27 protein-coding genes are annotated in these 26,403 nt (G+C 52.2%); 16 read left to right on the plus strand and 11 right to left on the minus strand.

The features are described 5' to 3' along the window. The first annotated feature begins 118 nt into the window (after window positions 1–118). Together TH25_RS08570 and TH25_RS08575 are read left to right on the plus strand one after the other, a co-directional pair. Window positions 119–439, plus strand: coding sequence for a hypothetical protein (locus TH25_RS08570; protein ID WP_114088023.1), 321 nt, complete (start codon window positions 119–121; stop codon window positions 437–439). Between the two features lie 238 nt (window positions 440–677). After that, window positions 678–3,362, plus strand: a complete 2,685-nt coding sequence (locus TH25_RS08575) for a bifunctional acetate--CoA ligase family protein/GNAT family N-acetyltransferase (protein WP_114088024.1) — start codon at window positions 678–680, stop codon at window positions 3,360–3,362. 111 nt (window positions 3,363–3,473) lie between these two features. Here TH25_RS08575 and TH25_RS08580 read toward each other — a convergent pair whose 3' ends face one another. Both TH25_RS08580 and TH25_RS08585 read right to left on the minus strand, forming a co-directional pair. Then, complete coding sequence (locus TH25_RS08580; RefSeq protein WP_114088025.1) at window positions 3,474–3,914, minus strand: MerR family transcriptional regulator; 441 nt, start codon at window positions 3,912–3,914, stop codon at window positions 3,474–3,476. A 139-nt stretch (window positions 3,915–4,053) separates the two neighbouring features. Then, window positions 4,054–5,535: a right-handed parallel beta-helix repeat-containing protein gene (locus tag TH25_RS08585; protein WP_114088026.1), complete on the minus strand. Its 1,482-nt coding sequence runs from the start codon at window positions 5,533–5,535 to the stop codon at window positions 4,054–4,056. Between the two features lie 276 nt (window positions 5,536–5,811). Here TH25_RS08585 and TH25_RS08590 point away from each other — a divergent pair, with 276 nt between their 5' ends. The 6 genes from TH25_RS08590 to TH25_RS08615 all read left to right on the plus strand — a co-directional run bounded on the left by TH25_RS08590 (window position 5,812) and on the right by TH25_RS08615 (window position 10,271). Further along, window positions 5,812–6,612 (plus strand): DUF4198 domain-containing protein, encoded by an 801-nt coding sequence (locus TH25_RS08590; protein WP_114088027.1) that lies wholly within the window; start codon window positions 5,812–5,814, stop codon window positions 6,610–6,612. 297 nt (window positions 6,613–6,909) lie between these two features. Continuing rightward, window positions 6,910–7,533: a cobalt transporter CbiM gene (cbiM, locus tag TH25_RS08595; protein ID WP_114088028.1), complete on the plus strand. Its 624-nt coding sequence runs from the start codon at window positions 6,910–6,912 to the stop codon at window positions 7,531–7,533. Window positions 7,534–7,543: 10 nt separating this feature from the next. Continuing rightward, window positions 7,544–8,272 (plus strand): hypothetical protein, encoded by a 729-nt coding sequence (locus tag TH25_RS08600; protein ID WP_114088029.1) that lies wholly within the window; start codon window positions 7,544–7,546, stop codon window positions 8,270–8,272. Further along, window positions 8,269–9,051 carry a cobalt ECF transporter T component CbiQ gene (gene cbiQ / locus TH25_RS08605; protein ID WP_114088030.1) on the plus strand — a complete coding sequence of 261 codons (783 nt, stop codon included), beginning with the start codon at window positions 8,269–8,271 and terminating at the stop codon, window positions 9,049–9,051. The genes TH25_RS08600 and cbiQ overlap by 4 nt, the downstream gene beginning before the upstream one ends. Beyond that, window positions 9,033–9,701 (plus strand): energy-coupling factor ABC transporter ATP-binding protein, encoded by a 669-nt coding sequence (locus tag TH25_RS08610; protein WP_114088203.1) that lies wholly within the window; start codon window positions 9,033–9,035, stop codon window positions 9,699–9,701. The genes cbiQ and TH25_RS08610 overlap by 19 nt, the downstream gene beginning before the upstream one ends. Window positions 9,702–9,728: 27 nt before the next feature. Continuing rightward, window positions 9,729–10,271, plus strand: coding sequence for a DUF924 family protein (locus TH25_RS08615; protein ID WP_114088031.1), 543 nt, complete (start codon window positions 9,729–9,731; stop codon window positions 10,269–10,271). A 62-nt stretch (window positions 10,272–10,333) separates the two neighbouring features. On the opposite strand, the gene TH25_RS08620 is transcribed toward TH25_RS08615, so the two are convergent. Both TH25_RS08620 and yaaA read right to left on the minus strand, forming a co-directional pair. After that, the gene (locus TH25_RS08620) at window positions 10,334–11,392 is read right to left on the minus strand and encodes a glycosyl transferase family protein (protein WP_114088032.1); all 1,059 of its coding nucleotides are present in this window, start codon (window positions 11,390–11,392) and stop codon (window positions 10,334–10,336) included. Window positions 11,393–11,440: 48 nt separating this feature from the next. Then, window positions 11,441–12,214, minus strand: coding sequence for a peroxide stress protein YaaA (gene yaaA, locus TH25_RS08625; RefSeq protein ID WP_114088033.1), 774 nt, complete (start codon window positions 12,212–12,214; stop codon window positions 11,441–11,443). A gap of 155 nt (window positions 12,215–12,369) precedes the next feature. On the opposite strand from yaaA, the gene TH25_RS08630 reads away from it, so the two are divergent. After that, on the plus strand, window positions 12,370–12,690 hold the full coding sequence (locus TH25_RS08630; RefSeq protein WP_114088034.1) for a peptidylprolyl isomerase: 321 nt from the start codon (window positions 12,370–12,372) through the stop codon (window positions 12,688–12,690). 55 nt (window positions 12,691–12,745) lie between these two features. On the opposite strand, the gene TH25_RS08635 is transcribed toward TH25_RS08630, so the two are convergent. The 3 genes from TH25_RS08635 to TH25_RS08645 form a co-directional block, all read right to left on the minus strand. Continuing rightward, entirely contained in the window at window positions 12,746–13,099 is a 354-nt protein-coding gene (locus TH25_RS08635) for a DUF1491 family protein (protein WP_114088035.1), read from the minus strand. Window position 13,100: 1 nt separating this feature from the next. Next, window positions 13,101–13,922, minus strand: a complete 822-nt coding sequence (locus TH25_RS08640; protein WP_258549088.1) for a peptidoglycan DD-metalloendopeptidase family protein — start codon at window positions 13,920–13,922, stop codon at window positions 13,101–13,103. Between the two features lie 110 nt (window positions 13,923–14,032). Further along, entirely contained in the window at window positions 14,033–14,521 is a 489-nt protein-coding gene (locus TH25_RS08645) for a hypothetical protein (RefSeq protein ID WP_073954344.1), read from the minus strand. Between the two features lie 210 nt (window positions 14,522–14,731). Between TH25_RS08645 and TH25_RS08650 the strand changes: the two genes are divergently transcribed. Together TH25_RS08650 and TH25_RS08655 are read left to right on the plus strand one after the other, a co-directional pair. Further along, window positions 14,732–15,406, plus strand: coding sequence for a DUF599 domain-containing protein (locus TH25_RS08650; protein ID WP_114088036.1), 675 nt, complete (start codon window positions 14,732–14,734; stop codon window positions 15,404–15,406). A 164-nt stretch (window positions 15,407–15,570) separates the two neighbouring features. Beyond that, complete coding sequence (locus tag TH25_RS08655) at window positions 15,571–16,851, plus strand: methyl-accepting chemotaxis protein (protein WP_114088037.1); 1,281 nt, start codon at window positions 15,571–15,573, stop codon at window positions 16,849–16,851. Window positions 16,852–16,917: 66 nt separating this feature from the next. On the opposite strand, the gene TH25_RS08660 is transcribed toward TH25_RS08655, so the two are convergent. Beyond that, on the minus strand, window positions 16,918–18,114 hold the full coding sequence (locus TH25_RS08660; RefSeq protein ID WP_114088038.1) for an MFS transporter: 1,197 nt from the start codon (window positions 18,112–18,114) through the stop codon (window positions 16,918–16,920). A gap of 354 nt (window positions 18,115–18,468) precedes the next feature. On the opposite strand from TH25_RS08660, the gene thrS reads away from it, so the two are divergent. From thrS to TH25_RS08680, 4 genes are all read left to right on the plus strand, one after another. Next, a complete protein-coding gene (thrS, locus tag TH25_RS08665; RefSeq protein WP_114088039.1) occupies window positions 18,469–20,400 on the plus strand; it encodes a threonine--tRNA ligase in 1,932 nt (643 codons plus the stop codon). Window positions 20,401–20,617: 217 nt separating this feature from the next. Then, window positions 20,618–21,094: a tetratricopeptide repeat protein gene (locus tag TH25_RS08670; protein ID WP_114088040.1), complete on the plus strand. Its 477-nt coding sequence runs from the start codon at window positions 20,618–20,620 to the stop codon at window positions 21,092–21,094. A gap of 357 nt (window positions 21,095–21,451) precedes the next feature. After that, complete coding sequence (locus TH25_RS08675; RefSeq protein ID WP_114088041.1) at window positions 21,452–21,838, plus strand: hypothetical protein; 387 nt, start codon at window positions 21,452–21,454, stop codon at window positions 21,836–21,838. A gap of 229 nt (window positions 21,839–22,067) precedes the next feature. Then, window positions 22,068–23,339, plus strand: coding sequence for an SPOR domain-containing protein (locus TH25_RS08680; protein ID WP_181847500.1), 1,272 nt, complete (start codon window positions 22,068–22,070; stop codon window positions 23,337–23,339). A 34-nt stretch (window positions 23,340–23,373) separates the two neighbouring features. Here TH25_RS08680 and TH25_RS08685 read toward each other — a convergent pair whose 3' ends face one another. Further along, window positions 23,374–23,694, minus strand: a complete 321-nt coding sequence (locus tag TH25_RS08685) for a PGPGW domain-containing protein (protein ID WP_114088043.1) — start codon at window positions 23,692–23,694, stop codon at window positions 23,374–23,376. Between the two features lie 201 nt (window positions 23,695–23,895). Here TH25_RS08685 and msrA point away from each other — a divergent pair, with 201 nt between their 5' ends. After that, window positions 23,896–24,540, plus strand: coding sequence for a peptide-methionine (S)-S-oxide reductase MsrA (gene msrA, locus TH25_RS08690; protein WP_114088205.1), 645 nt, complete (start codon window positions 23,896–23,898; stop codon window positions 24,538–24,540). Window positions 24,541–24,618: 78 nt separating this feature from the next. On the opposite strand, the gene TH25_RS08695 is transcribed toward msrA, so the two are convergent. Further along, window positions 24,619–25,380: an IclR family transcriptional regulator gene (locus tag TH25_RS08695; RefSeq protein ID WP_114088044.1), complete on the minus strand. Its 762-nt coding sequence runs from the start codon at window positions 25,378–25,380 to the stop codon at window positions 24,619–24,621. Window positions 25,381–25,447: 67 nt separating this feature from the next. Then, window positions 25,448–26,263: a hypothetical protein gene (locus TH25_RS08700; protein WP_114088045.1), complete on the minus strand. Its 816-nt coding sequence runs from the start codon at window positions 26,261–26,263 to the stop codon at window positions 25,448–25,450. Window positions 26,264–26,403 lie beyond the last annotated feature (140 nt).

Consider the following 26,403-nt stretch of genomic DNA (forward strand, 5'->3'; position numbering starts at 1 on the left):
CGCAGGTTCGAGTCCTGCTGCCGGAGCCAATTAAAAAGGGGCCGAACATTTTGTTCGGTCCCTTTTTCGTTTGATCGGCGTTAACCGTTTTTCACCACAGGCCAAAAGGAATTGACCAATGAAAATTGCAAATATCGAATTGCGCAAGGTTCAACTGGGCACGCTGGCCGGATCAACCGACGGCTGGCTGATCATGGGGGAAAACGATGTCATTCACGGCACCGTGCATCCGATTGATGGCGAGCTTTATACCATCGCCTCAACCACGGACGAGCGCATTCAGGCCTTTGGCTGGTGCCCGATGTTTGATAGTCTCGAACATGTTCACAATGATGTTGCCATCGCCCTTGCCATGAGCAGTGCGGCAGAAGTGGAACAATGGATTGAAGACTCCGAACGCCACGACCTGGATCATGACCACAGCGAACACCTTCATTAAAGCTGTTTGCATTCCAGGCTTCGTTACTTCACCCTGCCCCAACATGTTTTGTGCCAGAAATATGAAGTCTGCACCGTTTTTGATTCAGAACAAGGCGAATAAACGCCAAACAACATAATTTCCGCACCTGCGAAAAACAGTTATTCTAATCGGATCATTTTGAACCGAAAACGGGTTACATAACGCAGTATGTGCATTTGCACAAAGTCCATTCCGACAGCAAAGCGGGAATTCGGTTATGAGCACAGTCAATCTCGAACATCTCTTCAAACCGTCCTCGGTCGCCGTTATTGGCGCATCCAATCGCCCGCATTCTGTCGGGCAGGTCATCATGCGCAATCTGCTGGCAGGTGGCTTTGACGGGCCGATCATGCCGGTTAATCCACGCAGCCAGTCCATTGGGGGCGTGCTGGCCTATCCGGATGTTGAAAGCCTGCCGGTTGTCCCGGAACTTGCCGTTATTTGCGTGCCACCCAAGGCCATTATTCCGGTAATGGAATGCCTGGATCAAAAAGGCTGCAAGGCTGCTATCGTGCTGACAGCGGGTTTGGGCTCTACCCCGCATGACGAAACCCGCACGGTTAAACAGGCCATGCTGGAAACGGCCGCACGCAACAAAATGCGGTTGCTTGGCCCCAACTGCCTTGGCCTGATGGTTCCCGGCATTGGTCTTAATGCCAGCTTCAGCCATCAAAGCATTGAAAAAGGCAAAATCGCCTTTGTCTCGCAATCGGGCGCATTGTGCACCGCAGTATTGGACTGGGCCGCCGCTCGCGGTGTCGGGTTTTCGCACTTTATTTCGCTAGGCGAATGCGATGATGTCGATTTTGGCGACGTCATTGATTATCTGGGTTCAGACCCGGAAACCCGGGCGATCATGCTCTATATCGAATCCATTCACGAACGCCGCAGCTTCATTTCGGCAGCACGGGCCGCTTCGCGCAACAAACCGATCCTGTGCATCAAATCTGGCCGCTTTGCCGAGGGGGCCGCCGCTGCCGCATCGCATACGGGTGCGCTTGCCGGGGCGGATGACGTGTTTGACGCCGCCATCAAGCGCGCTGGCGTTTTGCGCGTTTATACCGTTTCGGAAATGTTTTCGGCGGCAGAAACCCTATCCCGCATGCGCCCCTTCAAGGGGGACAAGCTGGGCATTATTACAAATGGCGGCGGTATTGGTGTCCTGGCCGTCGATTCCCTGATCGAACAGCACGGCCAATTGGCCCACCTTGAAGACGGCACCATTGATGCCTTGAACAAGGTTTTGCCCGATACTTGGTCCCACGCCAACCCGATTGACATCATTGGCGATGCACCGGGCGAACGGTATGCCGGTGCCATTAAGCAGGTTTTGAACGATCCGAATATCGACAGTCTGCTGGTCATGCACGCCCCAACCGCCATTACCGACCCGGTGGAAGTGGCACGCGGGGTGATTGATGCCATCAAAGACACCCGCAAAAACATTTTGACCAACTGGGTTGGCGAAGCCACCGTCACCGAAGCGCGCAAGCTGTTTTATGCCGCAGGTATACCGACATATCGCACGCCAGAAAACGCCGTGACGGCCTTTCAGCACATGGTCAATTACCGCAAACTGCAAGACCTGTTGATGGAAACGCCGCCTTCGGTGCCACAGGATTTCACCCCTGAAACCGACAAGGCCCGCCAGATCATTCATGCCGCCATTCATTCGGGCCGCAACATGCTGACCGAACCCGAGGCAAAGCAGGTGCTGGAATGCTACGGCATCAATACGGTCAAAACCATTTCCGTTGAAAATGTTGCCGAAGCAGTCAGTACGGCCAAGCAAATCGGCTTTCCGGTTGCCCTTAAAATCCTGTCAAACGACATCAGCCACAAGTCCGATGTCGGCGGTGTGGTTTTGAACCTCGAAACCGCGGAAGAAGTTGAACATGCTGGCGAAAAGATGTTGAAAAACATCGGCGAGCAATTCCCCAATGCCCGCCTGCGCGGCTTTACCGTCCAGCAAATGGTGACACGGCGTAACGCCCGCGAACTGATTGTCGGCATGACCACAGACCCCATTTTTGGCCCCGTCATCCTGTTTGGTCATGGTGGTGTCGAGGTCGAAGTAGTCCGCGACCGGGCAATGGCCCTGCCGCCGCTGAATATGAAACTGGCCCGCGAACTGGTGGAAGGCACACGCATTTACAACCTGCTGAAGGGCTATCGCGATGTGCCGCCGGTCAATCTTGAAGAACTGTTCATGACGCTGGTGCGCCTGTCGCAGTTGGTGGTTCATTTGGGTGAAGTCGTCGAACTTGATATGAACCCGCTTTTGATTGACCAGAAAGGGGTTATTGCCCTTGATGCCCGCATCAAGGTAACGCCCAAGGTGGAAAGCGAAGACAAACGACTGGCGATCCACCCCTATCCACGTCACTTAAAGCAGGAAATCGTCCTGGAAGACGGCACGGAATATATGCTGCGCCCGATCAAACCCGAAGACGAACCCGCACATTACGCCTTCATGTCCAAACTGACGCCGGAGGATATTCATTTCCGGTTCTTTGGATCGGTGCGCGAATTGCCGCATTCGGAAATGGCCCGGCAAACCCAGCTTGATTACGACCGGGCAATGGCCTTTGTCGCGACCGTGCCCGACGGGACTGCCCAGGGCGACATTCATGGCATTGTCCAGGTTGCCATTGACCCCAACAATGAATATGCCGAATACGCCATCATGGTCCGCTCAGACATCAAGGGGCGCGGCCTTGGCCGCATTCTGATGGAAAAAATGATCGAATTTTGCCGCGCCAAGGGTGTCGGCACCTTCATCGGACAGGTCCTGCCTTCCAACCGCCGGATGTTGACACTGTGTGAGAAATTGGGCTTTACGCGCAAATATCTTGAGGATGAAGAAGTCTTTGAAGTCAAACTGCCGCTAAACCAGCACTAAACATCACTTTGTCAGACAAACCAAAAAACACCCCGTCCGTTTATATCGCGGACGGGGTACTTTATATGATAAACATTTATAATTCTGATATTTCAATAGGTTAATGCAACTTCACACCCCGGCCTTTGCCGGTAATTTACGACCGAGATTTTGCACCGCTTCTTCGGGGTCAAGGCCACGAGCCTTTAATGCGTCACGCGCTTCAGCTTCAATTTTGCGCAACTCCCCCAGTGTCGTTTGCACATCTTCAAGCTGCTGCTCCAACTCGCCAATGCGTTTGCGCCCTACCAGCATCAAATGTGCAAGCTGGTCTGAATGGCTGCGCTCCGCATCATAAAGATCGATATATTCCTTGATATCCTCAAGCGTAAAACCCAGACGCTTGCCACGTAACACCAGCACCAGTCGTGCACGGTCGCGGTAATTGTAAACACGTGTTGCGCCGGCGCGCTGGGGCGATAACAGGCCCTTGGTTTCATAAAAACGAATGGCGCGTGGCGTAATATCGAATTCTTCGGCAAGTTCCGTAATGCTATAAAGCTTGTCGTTCATCTGTTTTTCTTATGCTCGGGACTGTCGCTACACCATCGCCCCTTATCTACGTCAAAGTCAATAAATTTACGCTAACGTCAGCATTATGTGGGGCTGTAGCCGCTTTACGCGGGTGCAGCCTGTTGCCCCTGATAAATGCCTAATCCCCGCCCTGCAAACATTGCTGCAAATAAGCCGGGTCAATCGGGCGATAGCGCGGCCCGGCAAACAGGCGATTACCATCCAGCGCGCCGGGCATCAAACCATTTTCCGAACGCCAAACGGTCCCATCGGGCATGGGTACCGCCAATGGCTGGTCATAAGGCTCTGCCTTGCCTGGCAACAGGGCCAAATCGCCACAGATCCCGGCACGAAAAATGGAGCCCTCAACCGGCAAGCCCCCCAGATAAACACCGGGATACCGATCAAATACCGCGGGAAAAGTCGGGTGATTACACAAATCCCCGTCAAACGAGACGTTTTCCTGTGCCGAAAGTTCAAGATCCTCGCCCAAAAACGGCTGTCCGGGTGTCATCAATCCCGGCGGCAATTCGGCACTATCGGCATACCCAATTGCATTGCGGCGATGGCACCACTGGCTGGTAGTTCCTTTTTTCACATATTGCTGGCGCAGATAAAAACTGTTGTGAAAGGTCTCGAACGGCAGGCTTGGCAAGGCTTCCGGATCTTTGCCAAATTTGAAAACCGCCCCGCCATTATTTTCATCCCCTTCGGGCCCAGGGCGAGAATCAAACCAGCCAAGATTACCAAAATAATACCAAAAACCGCCTTTCACGCCGTCCTGGGAAAACCATTTATGGCAGTTATAAAGCTGGTTATAGCTCACCCACCAGTTCACCGCGACCGTTTCGGGCTCTACCGGGTTATCGCGCACAAATGAAAAACGGTTACGGGTAATCACAACATTGCAATTGAACTGGCCCAAGGGCGCATCTTCATTTTGATCGGAAATATCCAGCCGAATCGCGTTGTAACAATGGCGAATGTCATTCTCACGAATAACAATATCCCCCCGGATATTATTGCTGCCAAAAAACGCGCCATTTAAATAACGATATGGTGCTTTTTCGCCCGGTACCAGCTCGCCATCATGGACCATCGCCCAATTAATGTAACGCCACAGACTGTCATCCTGCACCCAGCTACAGCGCACCACCGAAATATGATGGCAACCGGAACCATCCGCGTAAAAGGCATAGGTTCCACCAATGATCTGCATTTCCTTGAGGGTAACATGGTGGCTGTTTTGCATGTAAACCGCACTGGGCCAGCAACGTTCGATGCGAATATTGTCCAGCCGGATATGGCGGCGATTGATCAACCGAAAGGCCGCATAACGCACCGGCCCCGGGCTGGTGGCAGAAACCTCGGGGTCAGGCGGACGACGCCCGTCAATAACCGCCCCATGTTCACCGCGAATGATAATGGGTTCTTCCGGCGTTCCATCACACGGCAGGTCAATTGCCTCGGGCAAAAAATAACTTCCGGGTAAAAGGCGGATCAAATCGCCCGCAACACTATCGGCAATGGCATCGCGCAATGTCATGGTATCGCGCCATTCACTATCCACCCAGTGTCGCCCGCCATCTGGCGTAACATAGACCATCCGTAGCACGGCCATCCCCCTTTTTCCCTAAATGCCCAATCTGGTTGAACTTATGCGAATCATACCATCATCTACACTCGGATAAACCGTATTACTTATAAAATAACACTTTTAAGGAGTGTCATATACATCTGCGCAAAGTTTCCAGTGCGACGCAGATCATATGAACCACCCCACAATCATACATTTTAACATTTTTTATGATAAAATGAATTCAATAGCTTGACGATTGTTCTTCACAAATCTAGCGTTCGTTCCCAATGCTCGCGTCCATCAAAGAAGGTCAAGTTCATGCATGCCATAAAACCACGTACTCTTGCGGCGATCTTTGCCGGAATTGCGGTTTCGTCAATGCTTTCGGGGACCGCACAGGCCCATTTCCAGGAACTGATTCCCTCGACCAATGTCGTCGATCAGACCACCGGCAAAAATGTTCATTTTGACATGATTTTTACCCATCCGACCGACATGGGACCGACAATGGAAATGAAACGTCCGGTGCAATTCGGAATGCAGGTGGATGGCAAAAAAACCGACCTGTCCGATCAATTGATGCGCCACGACGTTGACAGTAAAGAAGCCTATCAGGCCGATGTCACCCTGCCCCGTCCGGCGGGATATGTGTTTTACCTGGAACCACAGCCCTATTATGAACCTGCCGAGGGCAAATATATCGTCCAATATACCAAAACGGTCATTGATGCCTTTGGTGACGGCAGCAACTGGGACCAGATGGTGGGATTTCCCGTTGAAATCGAACCATTGACGCGCCCTTATGGCCTTTGGGCCGGCAACAGCTTTTCCGGCGTGGTAAAGCATAATGGGAAAGCCGTGCCCTTTGCCGAAATTGAAGTTGAATTCAAAAATGACGGCAGCATAACGTTGCCAAATGGCAGCTTTTCCACCCAAATCATCAAGGCTGATGCCAACGGCACCTTCACCTATACCGCCCCGTGGGCTGGATGGTGGGTTTTTGCCGCACTGATTGAAGATGGCACTTTACCAACACCCGACGGCAAAGAAAATGTGCCGGTTGAACGCGGTGGCGTCTTGTGGGTCAAAACCGAAAACCCGGTCAAAACGGCAAATTAGACCGGCCCTTTTTCGCTTTGCGGCACATATATTTCAGAAGGTATCAACGATAGAAAAACATCATATAAACAAATACTTGCCAAAAATATCACTATCATAAGTTTCCAGGAAAAATATGAAAATCAGCGTTGTGACTCTTGACTTTCAACAGTTTCCGTCGCTACGCTGATTTTTATTCAGAAAATTTGAAACCGGTCATCGCATACGGATTTTTTGCGTATAAACCTCCTGCAATCCGGTTTCTTTGCCCCCCGTGCCGGTTGGAACAACAACCAAGCCACTATTAAGGACGATCAAATGCACATTGTTGATGGTGTTTTGTCAACGGACGTGGTTGTGACCGGTGCCGTCATTGCAGTGGGCGGCATTGCTTATGGTCTGCGCGGCATCACCATTGAAAATATGCCGCGCACTGCCTTGCTCAGTGCGGTGTTCTTTGTGGCGTCCCTTATTCATGTTCCCATTGGACCAACCAGCATTCACCTGATCATGAATGGTCTGTTGGGTTTAATCTTGGGCTGGGCGGCTTTTCCGGCGGTGTTCATTGCTCTTTTGCTTCAGGCGGTATTTTTCGGCTTTGGCGGCATTACTGTATTGGGGGTGAATACCGTCAATATGGCGCTGCCTGCGGTTCTGGTCGGTTTGATATTCAGCCCGTTTCTTGCCCGGGTAGATGGCCGTATCATGGCTGTTGCCGCCTTTGCTGCCGGGGCTTCCTCCATCATGTTGAGTGCGGTCATGGTCGGCCTGTCCCTTGCCCTGAGCGGCCAGGAATTTCTGGCGACCGCAAAGCTGGTTTTCATCAATAATATTCCCATCATGGTGGTCGAAGGCTTCCTGACAGCGGCGGCCTTCTCCCTGATCAAAAAGGTGCGCCCGGCCCTGTTGCTTTCGGGCGCATCCTCCCGTGCCACTGCCTGAGATCATATCCATGCCATTTCGCACGATCATCGATCACTGTGTGGCCGGCTTTAAGACACCAGTCATAAAGGGCACGGCCATTATCATTGCGCTGGCTGCTGTTTTACTGGCCCTTGCCCCCGATCGTGCCCATGCACACAGCTTTCATGTTTTTGCCCTTGGGGATGGCGATATTATTGAAGGCTATGCCTATTTTGGCGGCGGGGCCCGGCCCCACCATGCTGACCTTTCCATCGAAGGCAGCGATGGCAAGGTCCTGCTCACAGGACAAACCAATGACAATGGCGAATTCCGGCTTCGGGTTGATCACCTTGACGATTACACCATTCGCGCCAATACCGGTGACGGACATGCGGCGTCCTATATCGTGAAATCCAGCGAACTTGCCGATGACCTGCCCAAGGCAACCGCCACCAGCCCGGCATCGGTTGTCGCCCTGAATGCCACAGAAGACGCACCAAACACTGATATTGATCTGTCGCCAAATGCCAGCCCGGCCCCGACCGGCAACATGATAGCACCGGAAAACCAGCGCATATCCATCACGGCAGAACAATTATCCACCCTTGTCAGCCATGCCGTGGCAAAGCAGGTTAATCCGCTGCGCGAACAGATTGTCGCCTATGAAAACAAGGTGCGTTTTTCCGATATCATTGGCGGCCTTGGCATTATTATCGGCATATTCGGGGCAATTGCCTGGTGGCAGGCCCGAAAGCGCGTATCGACCCCGCCAGAATGACTAAAAATTCCATTCTGACACCGGCAGGCAAGTTAACAGCCGGTAATCGCACCGACAAACTCGATCCCCGTGTCAGAATCACTGCAACGATCATTCTGGCGATCACCGTTGTTTCATTTGCCAGTTGGCAGGCCGTGACGGCGACCATCATCTTGGCCCTATTCATGATGGCATTTTCCGAACCGGACTGGCGAAAATCACTGCATCGCATCCTGGCGATGGATGGCTTTATTGTGGCAACATTGATATTGCTGCCCTTTACCTATCCGGGCGATGTGATGTTCACGCTATGGGGCTTTGATGCCTCCTGGCAGGGCCTTTATCGCGCCGTCATGATCGCGTTAAAGGCCAATGCCGTGATGTGCGGTATCATCGCCTTTTTAGGCAATATGAGCAGCACGGAGCTTGGACGTGGCATGACGGGCCTTTATCTGCCAATCAAGCTGACAACCCTGATGATGTTCACCGTTCGCTACATTGATGTACTGCATCATGAATATTTGCGTCTTCGCCAGTCCATGCGCGCCCGTGCCTTTCGCCTGAAAACCAGCCGTCATAGCTGGAAAATGATTGGCTATCTGGTGGGTATGTTGCTGGTGCGGGCGCATGAACGCTCCGAACGCATTATATGGGCAATGAAATGCCGGGGTTTTCACGGACATTATCATTTTGCCCGCCTGCCCCGGCTTTCGCGACGCGATTTTCTGTTTGGTCTGGCAATGCTGGCGGTTTGGGCCGCCCTTATCACGCTGGAGGTTCTATGCCCGCCGATGATTTGATTGAATTGCGTGATATCTGCTTTTCTTTCAACAATACCAGGTCAATACTGGATCATGCCGATTTCGATTTGCGTCGTGGTGAACGGGTGGCGCTGACCGGGCCCAATGGTGCAGGTAAAACAACCCTGTTTCACATCATCATGGGGTTGCGCAAAGCAGATCGCGGCACGGTCCGCATCCTGCAAAATACCTGCGCAAGCGAGCAGGATTTCGCCGCCATTCGCGGCCGAACCGGGTTATTGTTCCAGGATTCCGATGACCAGCTTTTTTGCCCGACCGTGATGGAAGATGTTGCCTTTGGCCCGCTTAACCTTGGGGCGAGTGATGCCGATGCCCTGGAAATTTCGCGCAAGACTCTGCACGATCTTGGTTTATCGGGGTTTGAAAACCGCATCACGCATCATCTTTCTGGCGGGGAAAAGCGCCTGGTGGCGCTCGCGACCGTTTTGGCGATGCAGCCTGAAATCCTGTTGCTTGATGAACCAACCACCGGCCTTGACCAGGATGTAGAGATCCGGCTGATAAAAATCCTGCAAAACCTGCCCCAGGCAATGGTGATCATTTCGCATGATCATGCGTTCCTAAAGCAGGTTGCGACACGCCAGATCCGGCTGCAAAATGGCAAACTTGTTTCTGATACGCCGCAATAAACATAAATCCCGACAGGACGCACCACGATGAACCCGGACGAGATATTGCATTTCTGGTTTAAGGAACTGACGAAAAAACAATGGTTTGAAAAGGATACGGCACTCGACCGGCATATAAGCGAACGTTTTGCCGATTATCATGCCGCCGCCACCAGGGGCGAACTGTTTGACTGGCGCAAAACCGCCAAGGGCCGCCTTGCCGAAATTATCATCCTCGATCAGTTTTCGCGCAATATGTACCGCGACCAGCCACAATCCTTTGCCAGCGATGCAATGGCGCTTGTACTGGCACAGGAAGCGGTGCGAACCAAGGCCGACCAGGCCCTGTCAAATATGCAGCACAGACTGTTTTTATATATGCCCTATATGCATTCTGAATCCGACATCATTCACGAGGTAGCCCTGACCCTGTTTGATCAACCGGGCCTTGAAGAAAACCTGGATTACGAAAAACGACACAAACAGATCATTGACCGTTTTGGCCGTTACCCGCATCGCAATGAAATTCTGGGGCGGACCTCAAGCGCGGAAGAACTGGATTTCCTGAAACAGCCAGGCTCGTCATTCTAACAAAAAGGCAGGGGTTTCATCGCCCCTGCCCTGTCTTTGCTTCCTTAAGCCGCCTCGGGTGATTACCGCTTGATCTGACGGTTATCCCACCAGCCTTCTACAAGGCTTTCGGCTTCGTCAATATAATCCGCCCGTCCGACAAGATAGGCCGCCATTGCGGCACTGCCCTTGATCTTGGCAATGGCATCGGCGTCTTCGATCTCGCCACGCCACACACCAAGGAAATGATCCATCTTTGCCGGTGTGGCATCCTCTTCGGGCTTTTCCGTTCGTGCCAGGCTGGCAGGCCAGCGCAGATCACTTAGAATACCGTTATCCAGCAGTCGCAAATCAACATGCTTGTAAGGCGTGCGTTCTGCCTCGCCGCCACCGCCCTTGATCACGCCAATGCGCGGCAAATGCAGCAATTTTCCCGTTTCGCGGTGCACATCAAGAAATGCCGGATGAAACACGCCCAAAAACGCCGCCTTCGCCTGTAAGGGGTTTAGCAAACGCAGCAATGTGTTTACCGGACTGCGCAATCCCAACAACGGCCGCAGACCAATCAATTCCTGCAATTTGGGATGAATATGACGCAGCGGCAAATACGCAATGCCATGTGAGGCAATATCGGCCCTCGCCTCTTCGGCGGACATGGCCGTTGGCAATTTCAGGGCCTTAAAGGCCGCTTCGGTGCCAATACCTTTGACCAGATGCGAATTATAGCCGTGCATCAAAACCGGTATTTTGTTTTGTGCCAAAAGCAGGGCTGACAGCACAAACCACGGCAACCCACGTGTACGCCCGGCGGCATAGGATGGCCAATCAATCATCGGATGGCTGGCCTCGGGAATATCACTTTCATCGGGTTCCAGGCGGGCGATTTCACGCACGGCCTCGATCATGCCGGCAAGTTCTTCGGGGGTTTCCCCGCGATAACGCAACATCAGCAGGTAAGCGCCAAGCTGAATCGGATCGACTTCATCACGCAGAATCATGGAAAAGGCCGTAAAGGCCTCTTCCCGTGTCAGGCTGCGCGACCGGCCTGGCCCGCGAAAAAACTGCCGCAAATACCCCGAAAAAGGATGTGCTTCTGGCAAATGATTTTCATCGTCGGGCTGCTCGAGATGATCGTCGCTCATCTGATCGCTCACTTTAATGGTGAAAAAATTAAGATCACGGCCACTACATTATTCGTGGGTGCGCGTAAAGACCCAGTCATTCCCGTCCGTCAGGTCATCGCGATAAACGTAACCGTCCATGTCAAACGATTTCAGGTCTTCAGGCTTTTCCAACCGGTTCCGGATCATATATCGCGCCATCATGCCACGGGCACGCTTGGCTGAAAAGCCAATGACTTTGGCCGTGTTACCTTTTATTTCCTTAAAAACCGGCGTAATCACCGGGCCTTCGATCAATTTGGTTTTCACGGCCTTGAAATATTCGTTCGAGGCCAGGTTCACCAGGGTGCGATCTTTATGATCGCGGGTAAGATCATTTATGTGATGGGCAATTTTCTCGCCCCAGAACTCATACAGGTTCTTGCCGCGCGGATTTTCCAGCTTTGTGCCCATTTCCAGGCGATAGGCCTGCATCAAATCGCGCGGACGCAACACCCCATAGAGCCCCGAAAGCATCCGAAAATGATCCTCCGCCCAGTCCAGATCTTCCTGGCTCAGATTATCGGCATCGAGTCCGACATAGGTATCTCCGCGAAAGGCATAAACCGCCGGTTTGGCATTTTCCGGGGTAAATGGCGTTTTGAAATGGGCAAATCGCTGCACATTCAATTCGGCCAAATCCTCGCTGATGCCCATCAAATTCATCAAATCACGGCGGGTCTTTTTTTGCGCCACCTCAACCAGTTCGACGGCATCATCCAGAAATACCGGCTGATTAACCGGCATTTTAGGTGCCGGTGTTTCAAAGTCCAGTTTCTTTGCCGGGGAAACAACAGCAAGCATTTATGTGCCTCTTCTCTTTCATCGCGGATCATTTTGTCGTAACAAGCCACAAGGCTTATGGGAAAGTCCCCGCTATGGCAATTCCCATAATTTTGAAATTTTGCAGATTTCCGGCACTTCGCAACAGTGGAATGCCGGTTTGAAAGGAAAAAGTCATGAGTGAACAAGTTCGCGCGTCCCACATCCTGCTGATGTATGCCGGTTCCGCACGCTCCACCGCTTCGCGCAGCAAGGACGAAGCCCTGACCCTGATTAAAGACCTGAAAACCCAGGTCGATAATGGCGCTGATTTCGCTGAAATCGCCCAGGCGAATTCCGATTGTCCGTCGGGCCGTCAGGGTGGCGACCTTGGCTTTTTTGGCCGTGGCATGATGGTGCCGGAATTCGACCAGGCCGCGTTCAACATGGAAGTCGGCACCGTATCCGACGTGGTTGAAACCGATTTCGGTTATCACATCCTGCAGCGTACTGCCTGATTTAACGCTGCGCTAAAATTAAAGACTCGCAATGAGTTGCGGGTCTTTTTTTATGTCAAAACTCAATAATTGGCGCATCAAGCTCATATTGCGACTTGTGATCTTCGACCTCTAATACCCAAACATCACGGTCAAAAGAAACCTGCCGTCGGCAATAATCATCGCACTGCATTTCGCACTCGCGGTCGCCGTTTTCACCACCGGCGACCTGCATCCATCCCAGTTCACCCTCCATCGTGGTCACCCGCGAATATACAAAACAGCCTTTGTCAAAACGGTTTAGTTTCAACAAAACCGCCCCGGCATCCTCGTTCCCTTTATGCACAACCATTGCCGTAATCCCATTGGCCTGGCAAATCCCGATCTGGCCACGCACCCAGATACCGGCTTTTAAACGGGGCTGGGTCATGTCACACACCTTGCCGACTGGCCGTTACATTTTCGGGCATTTGCAAAATCAGGTTTGCATTGGGACAAATGGCCTCCCAAACATCCCATTGCGACGGTTTTGCCGCGCCAAAATAATCTCCGCGTTTGCCCAGCAAATCAAAAATGATCTGAAAGTGCAGGTGCGGTATCCAGTCACCGTTAATCGGATAATCACCAAACTGGCACAGCTCTTCACCCTTGGCAAAGGGCTTGCCCTCGTATAGCCCCACAAGCGATTCCCGGCTCAGATGCCCATACAAGGTCCAGAAGGTAATGCCCGGTTCGGGATTATGCTCCATGATAATGGTGGGCCCATAATCCAGCGGCAGGTCATTATCGGCAAAACTGTGCACCACACCATCAAGCGGCATAAAAACCGGTGTTCCGGCAGGCAGGAAAAGATCGATCCCCAAATGTTGTGAGCGGGCTTCTCCGCCGACTTTGAATTGGGGTGACTGATAACAGATCCGGTCCTCGCGATAGCGACCAACACCAACCGGCGCATTCTGTGCTGCCATTTGTGCAAACATCAGTTCCGTCTGCCGGGCCGGATCACTGGTGCCGCCGATTACGACATCACCATTGCAGCTAAAATCATAAACGATCTTGCGACATGTTTTCAGATCAAACGATAAAACCGAGGCAAATTGATCCTGGTTGTCGCCAATCCAGCTTAGCAGTTTCTGTCCTTCGGGGAACGGTGCCTCGCCCTGAGCATAGCGCGCCAAACAGGTTGCAAGGCGTTCCTCGCCCCGGACCAATTCATCATTCATATTCATTGAAACCGGGCGTTCCTGGCTCACCGTGATGCTCCGTAAAAGAAAAAAGGCAGCACAATTATCCATGCTGCCTTTTTGGGGTATCGAATTTATTGGCCAGTGGCAAGCAACTGCGTTACCCGCCCTTTAACCCGTTACCAGTTGGCGACTTCATATTCGCACGATACGTCATCATCATCGGTATCGGTCAACGCAACTGTCAGACGGCGCATTTGCGGATTGAACCGTTTAATGAAGTTCAACAGCAACAGGGCTTCTTCGCTCAACTCGCCGGCATCTTCATCATCGTCGTCAAGTTCGCACAGCTCAACCAGTTCAAGGAACAGGGCAGCCAGGGCACGTTTAACATCTTCGCCGCCCTTAAGCCCGCCGGTCAATTCGCCCAGTGGCTTCAAATCGACTTCCAACTGTCGCAGTGTCTTGCTCATCTGATCGATGTCGTCTTCGTCCAGCACCATTTCGGCAGCAATCATGTGGGTGCCGACTTCGTTGATGTTCATATAGCCGACAAATTCAAACACATCGTCCTTGCTGCGACCTTCTTCGATCAGCGCTTCGGTATGTGCTTCAAATTCGGCCAGTTCAACATCTTCTTCGCCAAGGTCGTTATCAAGGTCGCTCATGGGATATTTACTCCGTTAAATTTGCGCCGCTGATACTCTTTCCCGGGGCAGAAAACAACCCGCCGAAGATGATTTTCAGCAATTCGTCATCTGTCATCCATAGCGACAAACATAACCCGCCCTGGTTTCATCAGCGAGAAGAAATGCCAAAGCCATTGGCATCATTCGATGATATGCTCCGCAACCAGAAACAGGGGAAGAAAAACATACATGGTTATAACAGCACTACATGATGTATTGGCCCTTTGCTGGGCACTGTGCTGGTGGGCAGGCTATACGTTTTACGCCGACAGCAGCACAAGACGACGCAAAAGCATTTCTGCTGTAATGGCGCATAACCGCCATCGCTGGATGGAACAGATGCGCAAACGCAATTTGCGGATGATTGATACATCCATTGCCAGCAACCTGATTACCGGGATCAGTTTTTTCTCATCAACAACGATTCTGGTTCTGGTTGGTTTAGGTGCCCTTCTTGGTTACAGCAAAGAAGGGATCGAGCTGGTAGCCACCCTACCCTATGCCGCCGCGTCCACGCCCTTATTGTGGAATGGCAAGGTTGTCTTCCTGATGTTGATCTTTATTTATGCCTTTTTCAAATTCACATGGGCATTCCGGCTGTCGAACTATTGTTCCATCCTGATTGGCGCAACTCCCGAAACCAGCGATGAAAAAGGCCCCAATATTGCCGCACAGGCCGCCCGCATGAGCATGATGTCGGCGCATAACTTCAATCGCGGCATCCGCGCCTACTTTTTTGCCCTTTCCGCCCTTGCCTGGTTTTACCACCCGATTGCATTTATGATCGGTTCCTCATGGGTCATCGTCATTCTCTATAATCGCGAATTTAGGTCCCATGCCCTGCACATCATGACAGGACGCTAAACCGGTAACGCCGAACGACACCCCCGAAAAAATGATGGCAAAACACAAAGACCTTGAACCGGTTTTGATCATTCTCCATATAACGAAAGTATAATCACCACTTCCTTTGTATAGTACGGGTCGTGGTAGGGAGAAAATGTTCAAAACTTCGGAAAGCATATCAAATGGCGTTTTTAAAACCATCACCCGAAACAGCCGAGAAAATCGAATGGCTGGAAATTCTGTCGCGTCATTCCGGGGTCGGTTTGTGGGATGCGATTCTTCATAATGGCGATGCCATGCACCCGAAGTCCAAATGGACCTGGACACCAGAATTTCGTCGCCTGTGCGGTTTTGATAATGAAAAGGAATTTCCCAACGTTGTGCACTCCTGGTCAGACCGTCTGCATCCGGACGATGTCGATCCCACATTTGCCGCCTTCGGGAATGCTTTGGAGACGGGCAAAACCTATGACGTTCTTTACCGCCTGAAGGTCAAAGACGGTTCCTATCGCTGGTTTCGGGCAACCGGCGGCACGGTAAAGGATTCAAAAGGTATCCCTCGACGCGCGTGTGGATCACTTGTTGACGTTCATGACAGCAAAGTTGCCGAAGCAGAACGGGACGAAATGCGCCAGAAACTGGCTGACGCCTTTGAGGCCTCTGTGGGGAGACTTGTGGAGGCGGTCTCAGAATCCGCCAAAACGCTCGACAAAGCGGCACATTCAATGACATCAACGGCAACACAAACCGCAAGTCTGTGTGACATTGTGGCCTCCGCTTCTCACGAAACAAACGAAAATGTCCAGTCTGTTGCTTCGGCCACGGAGGAATTGTCGGCCTCGATTGATGACATCAGCAAACGCGTCAACCAGTCGTCCCAAATTATCAATACCGCCGTTTCAGAAGCCGTGGAAACCAACAACAAAATTGAAGCGCTGGCAACTGCGGCGCAGAAAATTGGTGACGTTGTCAAACTGATTAACGACATTGCCGGACAAACCAACCTTTTGGCCCTGAATGCCACCATCGAAGCCGCCCGGGCCGGGGACGCCGGTAAAGGGTTTGCCGTGGTCGCCTCGGAGGTCAAAACCCTCGCCACTCAAACAGCACGCGCAACCGAGGAAATTGCCAATCAGATCAGGGCAATTCAGGAGGAAACCCAAAACGCGGTGCAGGCCATTCAGAACATTTCGCGCACCATTAATGAGGTCGATGCGATTTCAACCGCCATTGCCTCGGCCGTTGAACAACAGGGTGCTGCAACCCGCGAAATTTCAAGCAGTGTCTATCAGGCCGTGCAAAGCACAGAATCTGCCCAGGCCAATGTTCGATCTGTGACCGAGGCGGCCAACGACACCGGCAAAGCTGCCAGCCATGTTCAGAGTGAAACATCGGAACTGGCAAAAAATGGTGACAAATTGCGCGACCAGGTTGGCGAATTCCTGCGTTCTATTCGCCAGTAAACACACCACAAATTTCACCAATCCGCCCTTGCAAAAAGGGCGGATTGGCGCTTTTACGGCCTTGCTTTATACTGCGGTTGCTTTTAACCGGCGTTTATAAAGCGCATAGATCGCGACAATCAGCATCACCAACCCAACAGGCAAAGCAGCCGACATTAACAAAACCGACCACCCTGCCCCGGCATAAATTGACCCGGCCGAAAGCGATGCGACCGCAACCGTGCCAAACACCGCGAATTCGTTGATCGCCTGCACGCGGGCCTGTTCCGACGGACGGTAATTTTCCGTCAGCAACGTCGTCGCACCGACAAACATGAAATTCCAGCCAATGCCCAGTAATACAAGTGCCGGCCAAAAATGCGTCATCAAGTCAATCCCGGTTAATCCAAATAGCAGACAAACCAGCGTGCAAACCGCTCCTGCCTGAATGATAACCAGCGATCCGAACCGGCGAATCAGATTGCCGGTAAAAAAGCCCGGCGCATACATACCCACCACGTGCCACTGGATAATAAAGGCGGCATCGCCAAAGACATAATTGCAATCAAGAATGGCAAGTGGCGTTGCCGTCATCACAAAGCTCATAACCGCATATCCCAGTGCTGCCCCCACAATGGCGACCAATACGCCGGGCATACGGAAAATTTCGCCCAATGGACGGGCGGGTTCATCATGTATTTTTTTGTGGGTTTCAGGCAGGCGCAACTGGGCAATGGCCAGCATCAGCAATAGCTGCAATCCAAAAAGCGCAACGAACGTTCCCAAAAACGGAATGGTATCAACCCAGTTGCGGGCATGACTGGCAAGATTGGGGCCGATAAATGCCGCGAGGACACCGCCAAGCATGGTCAGTGAAATGGCGCGCGAGCGGAATTCTGCCGGGGCGGCCTCGGCCGCGGCGAAACGGTACTGCATGGCAATGGCATTGGCAGAGCCGATACAGGCACCGGCAGCACAGATCAGCCAGAAATTCCCCCAATAAACCGCCCCCATCCCCGAAAAGGCCCCGCACATACCAATCAGGCAACCCACGGAAAAACCAACCTTGCGGCCAAACCGTTTCATCATGAAGGCCGACGGCGCGGTGGTGAGCATCATCGCAATCATGGTTGCCGACACCGGCAAGGTCGATAAGGATTTATCCGGGGCCAGCGAATAGCCAATTACCGCGGCCACGGTAAATAACAGCGACATCGCACTCGCCGACAATGCGACACAAAGACTAAGAACAATAACATTACGTCTTACTTCGGGGCTGGACATCGAGACCTTCCTGATCGGCGTGGTGGCGCCTGCTGCGTTATTATTATGATAAAATGGGCAAATATCGGTCAGTTACGACTTGCTCACAGGTTATAGCCTGTTATATTTGACCCGCAACAAACGGGAAAGCATCAATGCACGGCATGGCCGACAAAAAATTGATGAAAACAGAATTCACTGCACGCCAAAATGGCTGTGCGGCGTTTTTTGCTGCCCAGAAAGTCGCCTTTTCCAAAGTGCGAACTTGACCCCATCCCAAAATTTGTTTTCTTGTGCAGACTTCCCGTTATAACAACGGGTATAAGGTGTGCGCCTTGATTATTTCGCCCGCATAAAAGCAGAGTTGAGCAGAACATGATTGCCCTTACGCTTCCGGACGGCGCCGTACGTGAATTTGACGGTCCCGTATCGGGTTTCGATGTTGCCAAAAGCATCAGCAGTTCACTGGCAAAGAAGTCCTTTGCCATTATCGTTAACGGTGAAGTCCGCGATCTTGGCCGCGAGATCGAGACTGATGCAACCATCGAGATCGTAACCAAGGGGCATGAAGAAGTATTGCCGCTGATCCGCCATGATTGCGCCCATGTCATGGCAGAAGCCGTGCAGGAACTATATCCTGACACGCAGGTCACGATCGGCCCGTCCATCGAAAACGGCTTTTATTACGACTTTGCCCGTAAAACGCCTTTCACGCCGGACGATCTGGTTAAGATCGAAAAGAAGATGCACGAGATCATCAATCGCAACGAAAAAATCGAACGCGAAGTATGGGATCGTAACGAAGCCATCAAATTCTTCCTGGATAAGGGCGAAGACTACAAGGCCGAGATCATTCGCGATCTTCCGGAAACGGAAACGATTACGTGTTACCGCCAGGGTGCCTTCATCGACCTGTGTCGTGGGCCGCATTCCCCGTCAACGGGGAAAATCGGCAAGGCTTTCAAACTGATGAAGGTTGCCGGTGCCTATTGGCGCGGGAATTCCGACAACGAAATGCTGCAGCGTATTTATGGCACCTGCTGGGAAACGCAGGAACAGCTTGATGCCTATCTGCACATGCTCGAAGAAGCCGAAAAGCGTGACCATCGCCGCCTTGGCCGCGAGATGGACCTGTTCCATATGCAGGAAGAGGCCCAGGGATCGGTTTTCTGGCATGACAAGGGCTGGAAGCTGTATCGCAAGGTGGAGAACTATATCCGTGATCGCCTGAGCAATGCGGGCTATCAGGAAGTGCGCACGCCGCAGCTTGTTGACCGCGTTTTGTGGGAAAAATCCGGTCACTGGGAAAAGTTCCGTGAAAACATGTTCACGACGGCGCCCGACAGTGACGAAAAGGTCCTTGCCCTTAAGCCGATGAACTGCCCGTGCCATGTGCAGATTTTCCGGATGGGCAGCAAGTCCTATCGTGACCTGCCGTTGCGTATGGCTGAATTTGGCTGTTGCCATCGTAATGAACCGTCCGGCGGTTTGCATGGCATCATGCGGGTACGCCAGTTCATCCAGGATGACGCGCATATCTTCTGCACCGAAGACCAGATTGTTTCGGAAACCAAGATTTTCTGCGACCTTCTGAAATCGGTTTACAAGGATTTCGGCTTTACCGATATCGTCGTCAAGTTCTCGGACCGCCCGGAAGTGCGTGCCGGTTCGGATGAAATTTGGGACAAGGCCGAAAATGCCCTGCGTGAAGCATCCGAGGCGGCCGGCCTGAAACTGGAAATCAATCCCGGTGAAGGGGCGTTTTACGGTCCGAAGCTGGAATTCGTTCTGCGCGATGCCATCGGCCGTGACTGGCAGTGTGGCACGCTTCAGGCTGACTTTGTTCTGCCCGAGCGTCTTGACGCGACCTATATGGGGGAAGACGGCGAAAAATATCGCCCGGTCATGCTTCACCGCGCCATTCTGGGGTCGCTTGAACGCTTTATCGGCATTCTGATCGAAAACTATGCGGGCCGCTTGCCCTTGTGGCTGTCGCCGGTTCATGCCGTTATTTGCACCATCACCAACGAGGCCGACGATTACGCCCGTGAAGTGAAGGAAGCACTGGCGGCCAAAGGCTTGAATGTTGAACTTGATCTGCGCAATGAAAAGATCAGCTACAAAGTGCGTGAACACAGCCATGCCAAGATCCCGCTGATCCTGGCACTGGGTAAACGCGAAGCCGAAGAAAAAACCGCATCGGTTCGTCGCCTTGGCTTCAAACACCAGAAGACCGTGGCAATCGCCGATCTGGCAGAAGATATGGTTCGTGAAATTCAGGACCGCGTGATCGAAGCCGATTTCTAAATCGCGCCATCACATTGACACGTCTGTCAAAGGCCCGCCGGTCACGTTATCGGCGGGCCTTTTTTTTGCCGGGCCTTCACAAGGGCCTCACACATTCGTTACGACAATTCTATGAGCTGTGAGATACTGGCATTCGCAATGCAGCTATAATGCGCCCGACAAGGCCGGACGTAATCTCCGCCTTTATGCCATATCCGATTGAAAGCACGAGCTTCAAATGAACAAACAAAACGTTGTCAAATTTGTCCGTATCGCCGCGATCGCAGGTGCCGTCAGCCTTTATAGCTCTGCCGGTTTTGCAGCGGGGTTTTTCAGCAGCTCAAGCGATGACAGTGCAACAGACCTTCCCGCTGTTGTAAAAATGATTGATGCCGGAAAATATTCCGATGCCATCGACAGCCTGAAAAAAATGACCAAGGCGGATCCGAAAAACGCCGATGTGTTAAACTATCTCGCATACAGCCAGCGCAAAACAGGCGATATGAAGTCGGCCGAAGCCAATTATGAAAAGGCCCTTGAAATCAACCCTGATCATCGCGGTGCCCTGGAGTATCAGGGCGAACTTTACATTCAGACCGGGCGTGTCGATATGGCAAAACAAAATCTTGCCCGCCTGAAAGACGTTTGCGGCACCGACTGCGAACAATATAAAGACCTTAACGACGCGCTGAACGGCAAAAAATCGAACTGGTAAAATCGTCCTCCCCCAATCGTCCCATGCGAAACCCTTCCAGGTTTGAGACCGGGAAGGGTTTTTATCTGCGCGGGTACCCTGCCCTTGGCTGCATCCATCCTGCTGGTTAAATATTCACGCAATCATTTTTTGAACCGTCTGATCTTGTTTCACGGCTCCGTTAAACAATATGGAAAGACAACCGATACCTGATCGTGCAAACACGCAATAGCAACATGATCGCGCAACAAACTTTCAGGTTTCGGATTTAAGGGCGTCCGCTTATTCGGTGCTTAAAATTTAGCCGAATGTATATATGTACATTCCCGCAAGAACAGGACATTTTGTCGCTAAACCAACTACTTAAATCGGGTCTCAATGTCAGGAAATCCTCTTCGCAAAACCTATACCGTCATGGTTACACGAACCACCGGCAACCAGATGGAACTGGAAACGGTGCAGGAATACGGTGCCGCAATGGAAAGCGCGAAAAAGGCACTCGACAATACCAACAATACCGAAGCACGCATTGTCGAGAACAAATATGATGATGCAACCCGCAAGGAAAAAAAGCAGGTTGTCAAAATCCTGAACCGGGACAATGTCGCAAGTTCAACTGCAGGTTCGATGCGGGCGGGTACAGGATCAAACGCACTCGCCCCGGAAGTCATGTCCCGCATGACAAAATCCATCATCAATATCTCGCTGGCACTTACAGTTTTGATTTTATTGGGTGGAATCATATTCCGGCTTCTCAACCAATAGCCATCAAACGGCTTAAAATTACAAAACTCCGCCTTGACAGTTCCTGATGCTGCGACATGATAAGTGCCATAAAGTGATTGCATAAACAGCCGGGTATTAGTGGGGAACGATGGCGAAATTCCGCTTTCCAGTCAGGAATCTTAACTTTCGCCAGGCGAGATGCCTGCTAATGGCTGCGGGGCCTGCTGCTCTCCTGCTTTCAGGATGTGCAGCGGACCGGGCTAAAAACATGGCGGAACATCCAACTATTGCCGCCGATATTATTTCGCCTGATCAAACCTTTGAGAATTTCGGCATTGCCCAGCAATTGGCAGCCTGTTCGCTTTTTCTTCAAAGCCCCTCAGCCCGCGGAATTTACCTGTCACCAGAGAGCAAAACAAAAACCCCGACCGATACAAAGGAACGGGATATTACCATCAGTTCTGATCCGGAAAATGATCTAAAGCAGGCAATAGAGCTGGAATTGAGTGGGCATCCCGCCGAGGCGCGAAAGCTTTATCTCTGGCTGACAGCAGCCAATCCGGAAAGTACCTTCACCATGCCCTGTGGCAATGGCGTCAATCTTTCCAGCAGGATTGTCCGGCTGGCACAGCAACGTCTGGCTGTATTGGACAATTCCAATCCGCAACTGGCCAAGTCGGACGAAATTGACGAAAAAGTACAAATGGCAAAGGTTGCTCCAGGACCGGATCTGCCAAATCCGCCTAAAGTAAAACGCAACACCGACTTTTATCTTACGGCAGGCCCGGTTGATGTAATGCCGGAAGATGATAATCCGCCCGCACCGCCTTTTGCCATTGAAGTCAGCCCCAATACCGAAACCCTTGCCCGGGTTACCCCCCCAAAAGAGCCGGTCAGTCTGGAAAATGACAAAGCCGTTGGCATTGGCAATCTCACCACCGTCAAACCACCCGAAGAATCACCTGCATCCGAAATTCTGGAACTGACCGGCGGGACCGGTGCACCAAGTGTGAAAAATGCAGGCCTGCAGCCCAACAGTACACCGCAGGAAGATGGCAATCTGCAATCGATGCCCGCCGCTCCACGCCAGGATAATTCTGCCCCGACACCGTTACCTGATGATCTGGTGCCCGGCGCAAACACCCCAAAACCATCCCGGATGGCAGCCCAGTCCACGCCAACTGCGCCAGAAATGACAACCACCCCGGAACGGCAAGGTCCGCCGATTCCAACATCGCCAGCCCCGGCCATGACCAAACAGGCCCCATCGGACCAAGTCGGCAAGCCATACTATGCGTTGCAGCTTGCCGCTTATCGCAGCCGGGAAATGGCCGAATCCAGTTGGTTGAAATTGCAGAAGAAATCGGGTGGTTTGCTAACAGGTATTGACCATGAAGTCCGAACCTATGCCAAAAAAAACAAAGGGCTTTATTTTCGCCTGATGACGGGGCATTTCATCGACAAAGCAACGGCAGAGCGCGTTTGCCAGGGCCTCAAGGACAACAAACTCGACTGTATTATCCGCTATGTTGAGCCCTGAAATACGCCCGGATCATGAAAAGAAAGCCGGCAATTTACGTCAAAAGCCGCTGATGCCGGTCCTTTTGTCGACGTCGCCGTGTAACAGGCCCCGGGTCGGTTTTGCGCAAATAGACGCCAATCCAGCGCGGTGCCTGATACAGGGCCTTTTCCAAAAAGCCATTACGCTGGGCAATTTTCCAGCGTGCAAACTGGATTAATCGGCGCGCCCGTTTGGATCCACTGGCCAGCATCGGTAAGGCAAACGCAATCAGGACCATGCCAAAAAAGGGCGGCGGCAGTGGCAGGAAGGCCAGCCCGACAAGCAACAGCACCAAACCACCACCGACAAGCCCGAAGGACCGCACCAAACGCATTACATTCACGTCCTGCAAGGAAAATTATGGCATTCCATCGCGTCATTCACTGACAGCAAACAATCTTCACAGGGCATTATGCCGGGCTCCGGAGCCGAACAAAAAAGAAACAATCAAGACAATTTGTCAGATCGATCATTGCAACAGCTCAAAACCCGGTTACATTTTGCAAAATACGTTTCTCATATCTGTCAGGTGATCATGTTTAAGACCATTCCGTCCGAAAAATCACGGATGCCCTCGCCCTCCGAAGCATTGCCGGGCCGGGCCGAAGCCCTGCCTGTTGCCGAAGCCCATGTCGTGAACGGCAATCCGATAAAAGGCCCCTTTCCTGCCCATCTGGAAACGGCCATTTTTGGCATGGGATGTTTTTGGGGGGCTGAACGTCTTTTCTGGCAACAGGAAGGTGTTTATAGCACTGCAGTTGGCTATGCTGGCGGTTTTACCCAAAACCCGACCTACCGTGAGGTTTGCTCTGGCCAGACCGGACATGCCGAAGTTGTTCTGGTGGTTTTTGATCCGGCGATTATTTCCTATCGGGATCTGTTGAAAATCTTTTGGGAAAACCACAACCCGACCCAGGGCATGCGCCAGGGCAACGATATCGGCACGCAATACCGGTCGGTCATTTATCCGGCAACCGAAGAACAGCGCGACGCCGCCCTGGCCTCGCGCGATAATTACCTTGCCGCATTAAAAAATGCCGGTATGGATGAAATCACCACCGAAATCGAACCGGCACCAACCTTTTATTATGCTGAAGATTTCCATCAGCAATATCTGTTCAAGAATCCCGACGGATATTGTGGACTTGGCGGAACGGGTGTTTCCTGCCCCGGAAGCTGATTGCAGGCAACCAGATTATCGATCCGGCCCGTCAAACAAGACGGGCCGTTTTATTTTAACGACAGCCAACCTTGTGCTTCACACCGGGATGCCACCATATTCGCGACTAAGATCACCACACACACGGCGAACGAGTGCGCCAAAAACAGCAAGGCGTTCCTCGGAAATACGCGCAGCAGGCCCGGAAAGTGAAAGGGCTGCAATCGGCTGGCCGGTTTCATCGCGCACAACACCGGCAACACAGCGCAAACCGACAGCGTGCTCCTCGTCGTCAACGGCCCATCCCTGTTTGCGGGCCATTTCCAGATCCTGCTTCAGGCCGTGTGGCATGGTGCGGGTGTGTTCCGTCATTTTGGGCAGGCCGTGCTGATTGATGATAACATCCACTTCCCTGTCGGGCAAAAAAGCCAGCAAAGCCTTGCCAACCCCCGAACAGTGCATGAGCGCACGCCGTCCCGGCGTGACCAGGGCACGCATCATCTTCCGGCACTCCACCTGAGAGAGAAAAATGACTTCTCCGCCGTCGGCCACCGCCAAATTAACAGTCTCGCCACTTTCCTCCATCAAGGCCCGCATATAGGGACGCGCTATCTGGCTGAGATTGCGGTTTTTGGTAAAGGCATTTCCAACACTAAAGGCCTGCACCCCAATTGACCATAAGGTCCGTTCGCCATCAAAGGTAACATAACGCTCGTGCTGCATTGTGGTTAACAGACGATGCACCGTAGAAGGCGGCAATTTCACCCGTTGCGAAATCTCAGTCAGGGTCATGCCATCGTCGCTATCTGCCAGGGTATTTAATATGCCAAGGGCACGCACCAGCGATTGAACCTGCTGCATTCGGCTTTTCCTCCCCACAAAATACGTTCTTGGAATGGTGTGCAGGCAAGATGCCGAATACCGGCAATCAGTGACCGTTTTGCACAAGCGCCCGACTGCGCCACCAAACGACGCTGGAATAGCCCACAAGATAGAGTGTTGCTGCACCAAAAGCGAGAAGCGTTCCAACACCGGCACCAAATTGCGGATAAGTAAAGCAGACGGAAACGATGTAAATCAGCAACGCCCCCATCCCGCGCGGAAAATTGCGGATCACGGTATGGACCGGTGCAATGCCATAGGAAAAATGCAAAATCAGGATCATGGGATACAATGTGACCGGAAAACCGGCAAACAGCCCCGCCCATCGCGGTCCGATAATGGCCGCAGCGCCGCTGATCGCAACCACGATCAGCGCGGCAATAGCGGCACGAATGGCAACAATGCTGCGGGTTATGCGTACACGTTGGGCAATGCTGACATTTTCAATGGCCCGGAACAGAAAAATCGATACACACATTGCAATCAACAGGGCCCCGGCTGCTTCAAACAAAGTGAAGGTAACAAGCTGCCCCAGCCAGGAAACAAACACAAATGCGACAAAGGATGCCAATGATGCCACAGGCATCTGCACCCATAGCGCATGATGTTCAACGGCACGCGATGCCAAATAATAGGCATATAAAAAAGCCAGTGTCGCAATCAGTCCGGGCAAGGCATAAACCGCGCTTTCCCGGGCAAATGGCACGCCCTGCTCTATCGCAATAAAAAACAGCAATATCGCCGTTCCCAACGGATAACCTGATAGCACACCCGCAACCCGCGGCCCGGCACGCTCGGCAAGGAGCGACAGCCCAAGTACCACAAAGATCGAAACCGCCAGTTTGGCAATGAACAGCGACATGAAAAACCCGTAACGCAGCATGAAAATACAAAACGTTATCGAATTGTCGCAATATTATCAAAATTATGCCAGTGGAATATGAAAACCCTTCCGGACAACACCATTTGCCAAGCCTTAACGCGGCAATGGCGTTGATATTT

It is taken from the genome of Thalassospira profundimaris (genome assembly GCF_003326755.1).
In the GTDB taxonomy this organism is placed as follows: Bacteria; Pseudomonadota; Alphaproteobacteria; order Rhodospirillales; family Thalassospiraceae; genus Thalassospira; species Thalassospira profundimaris_B.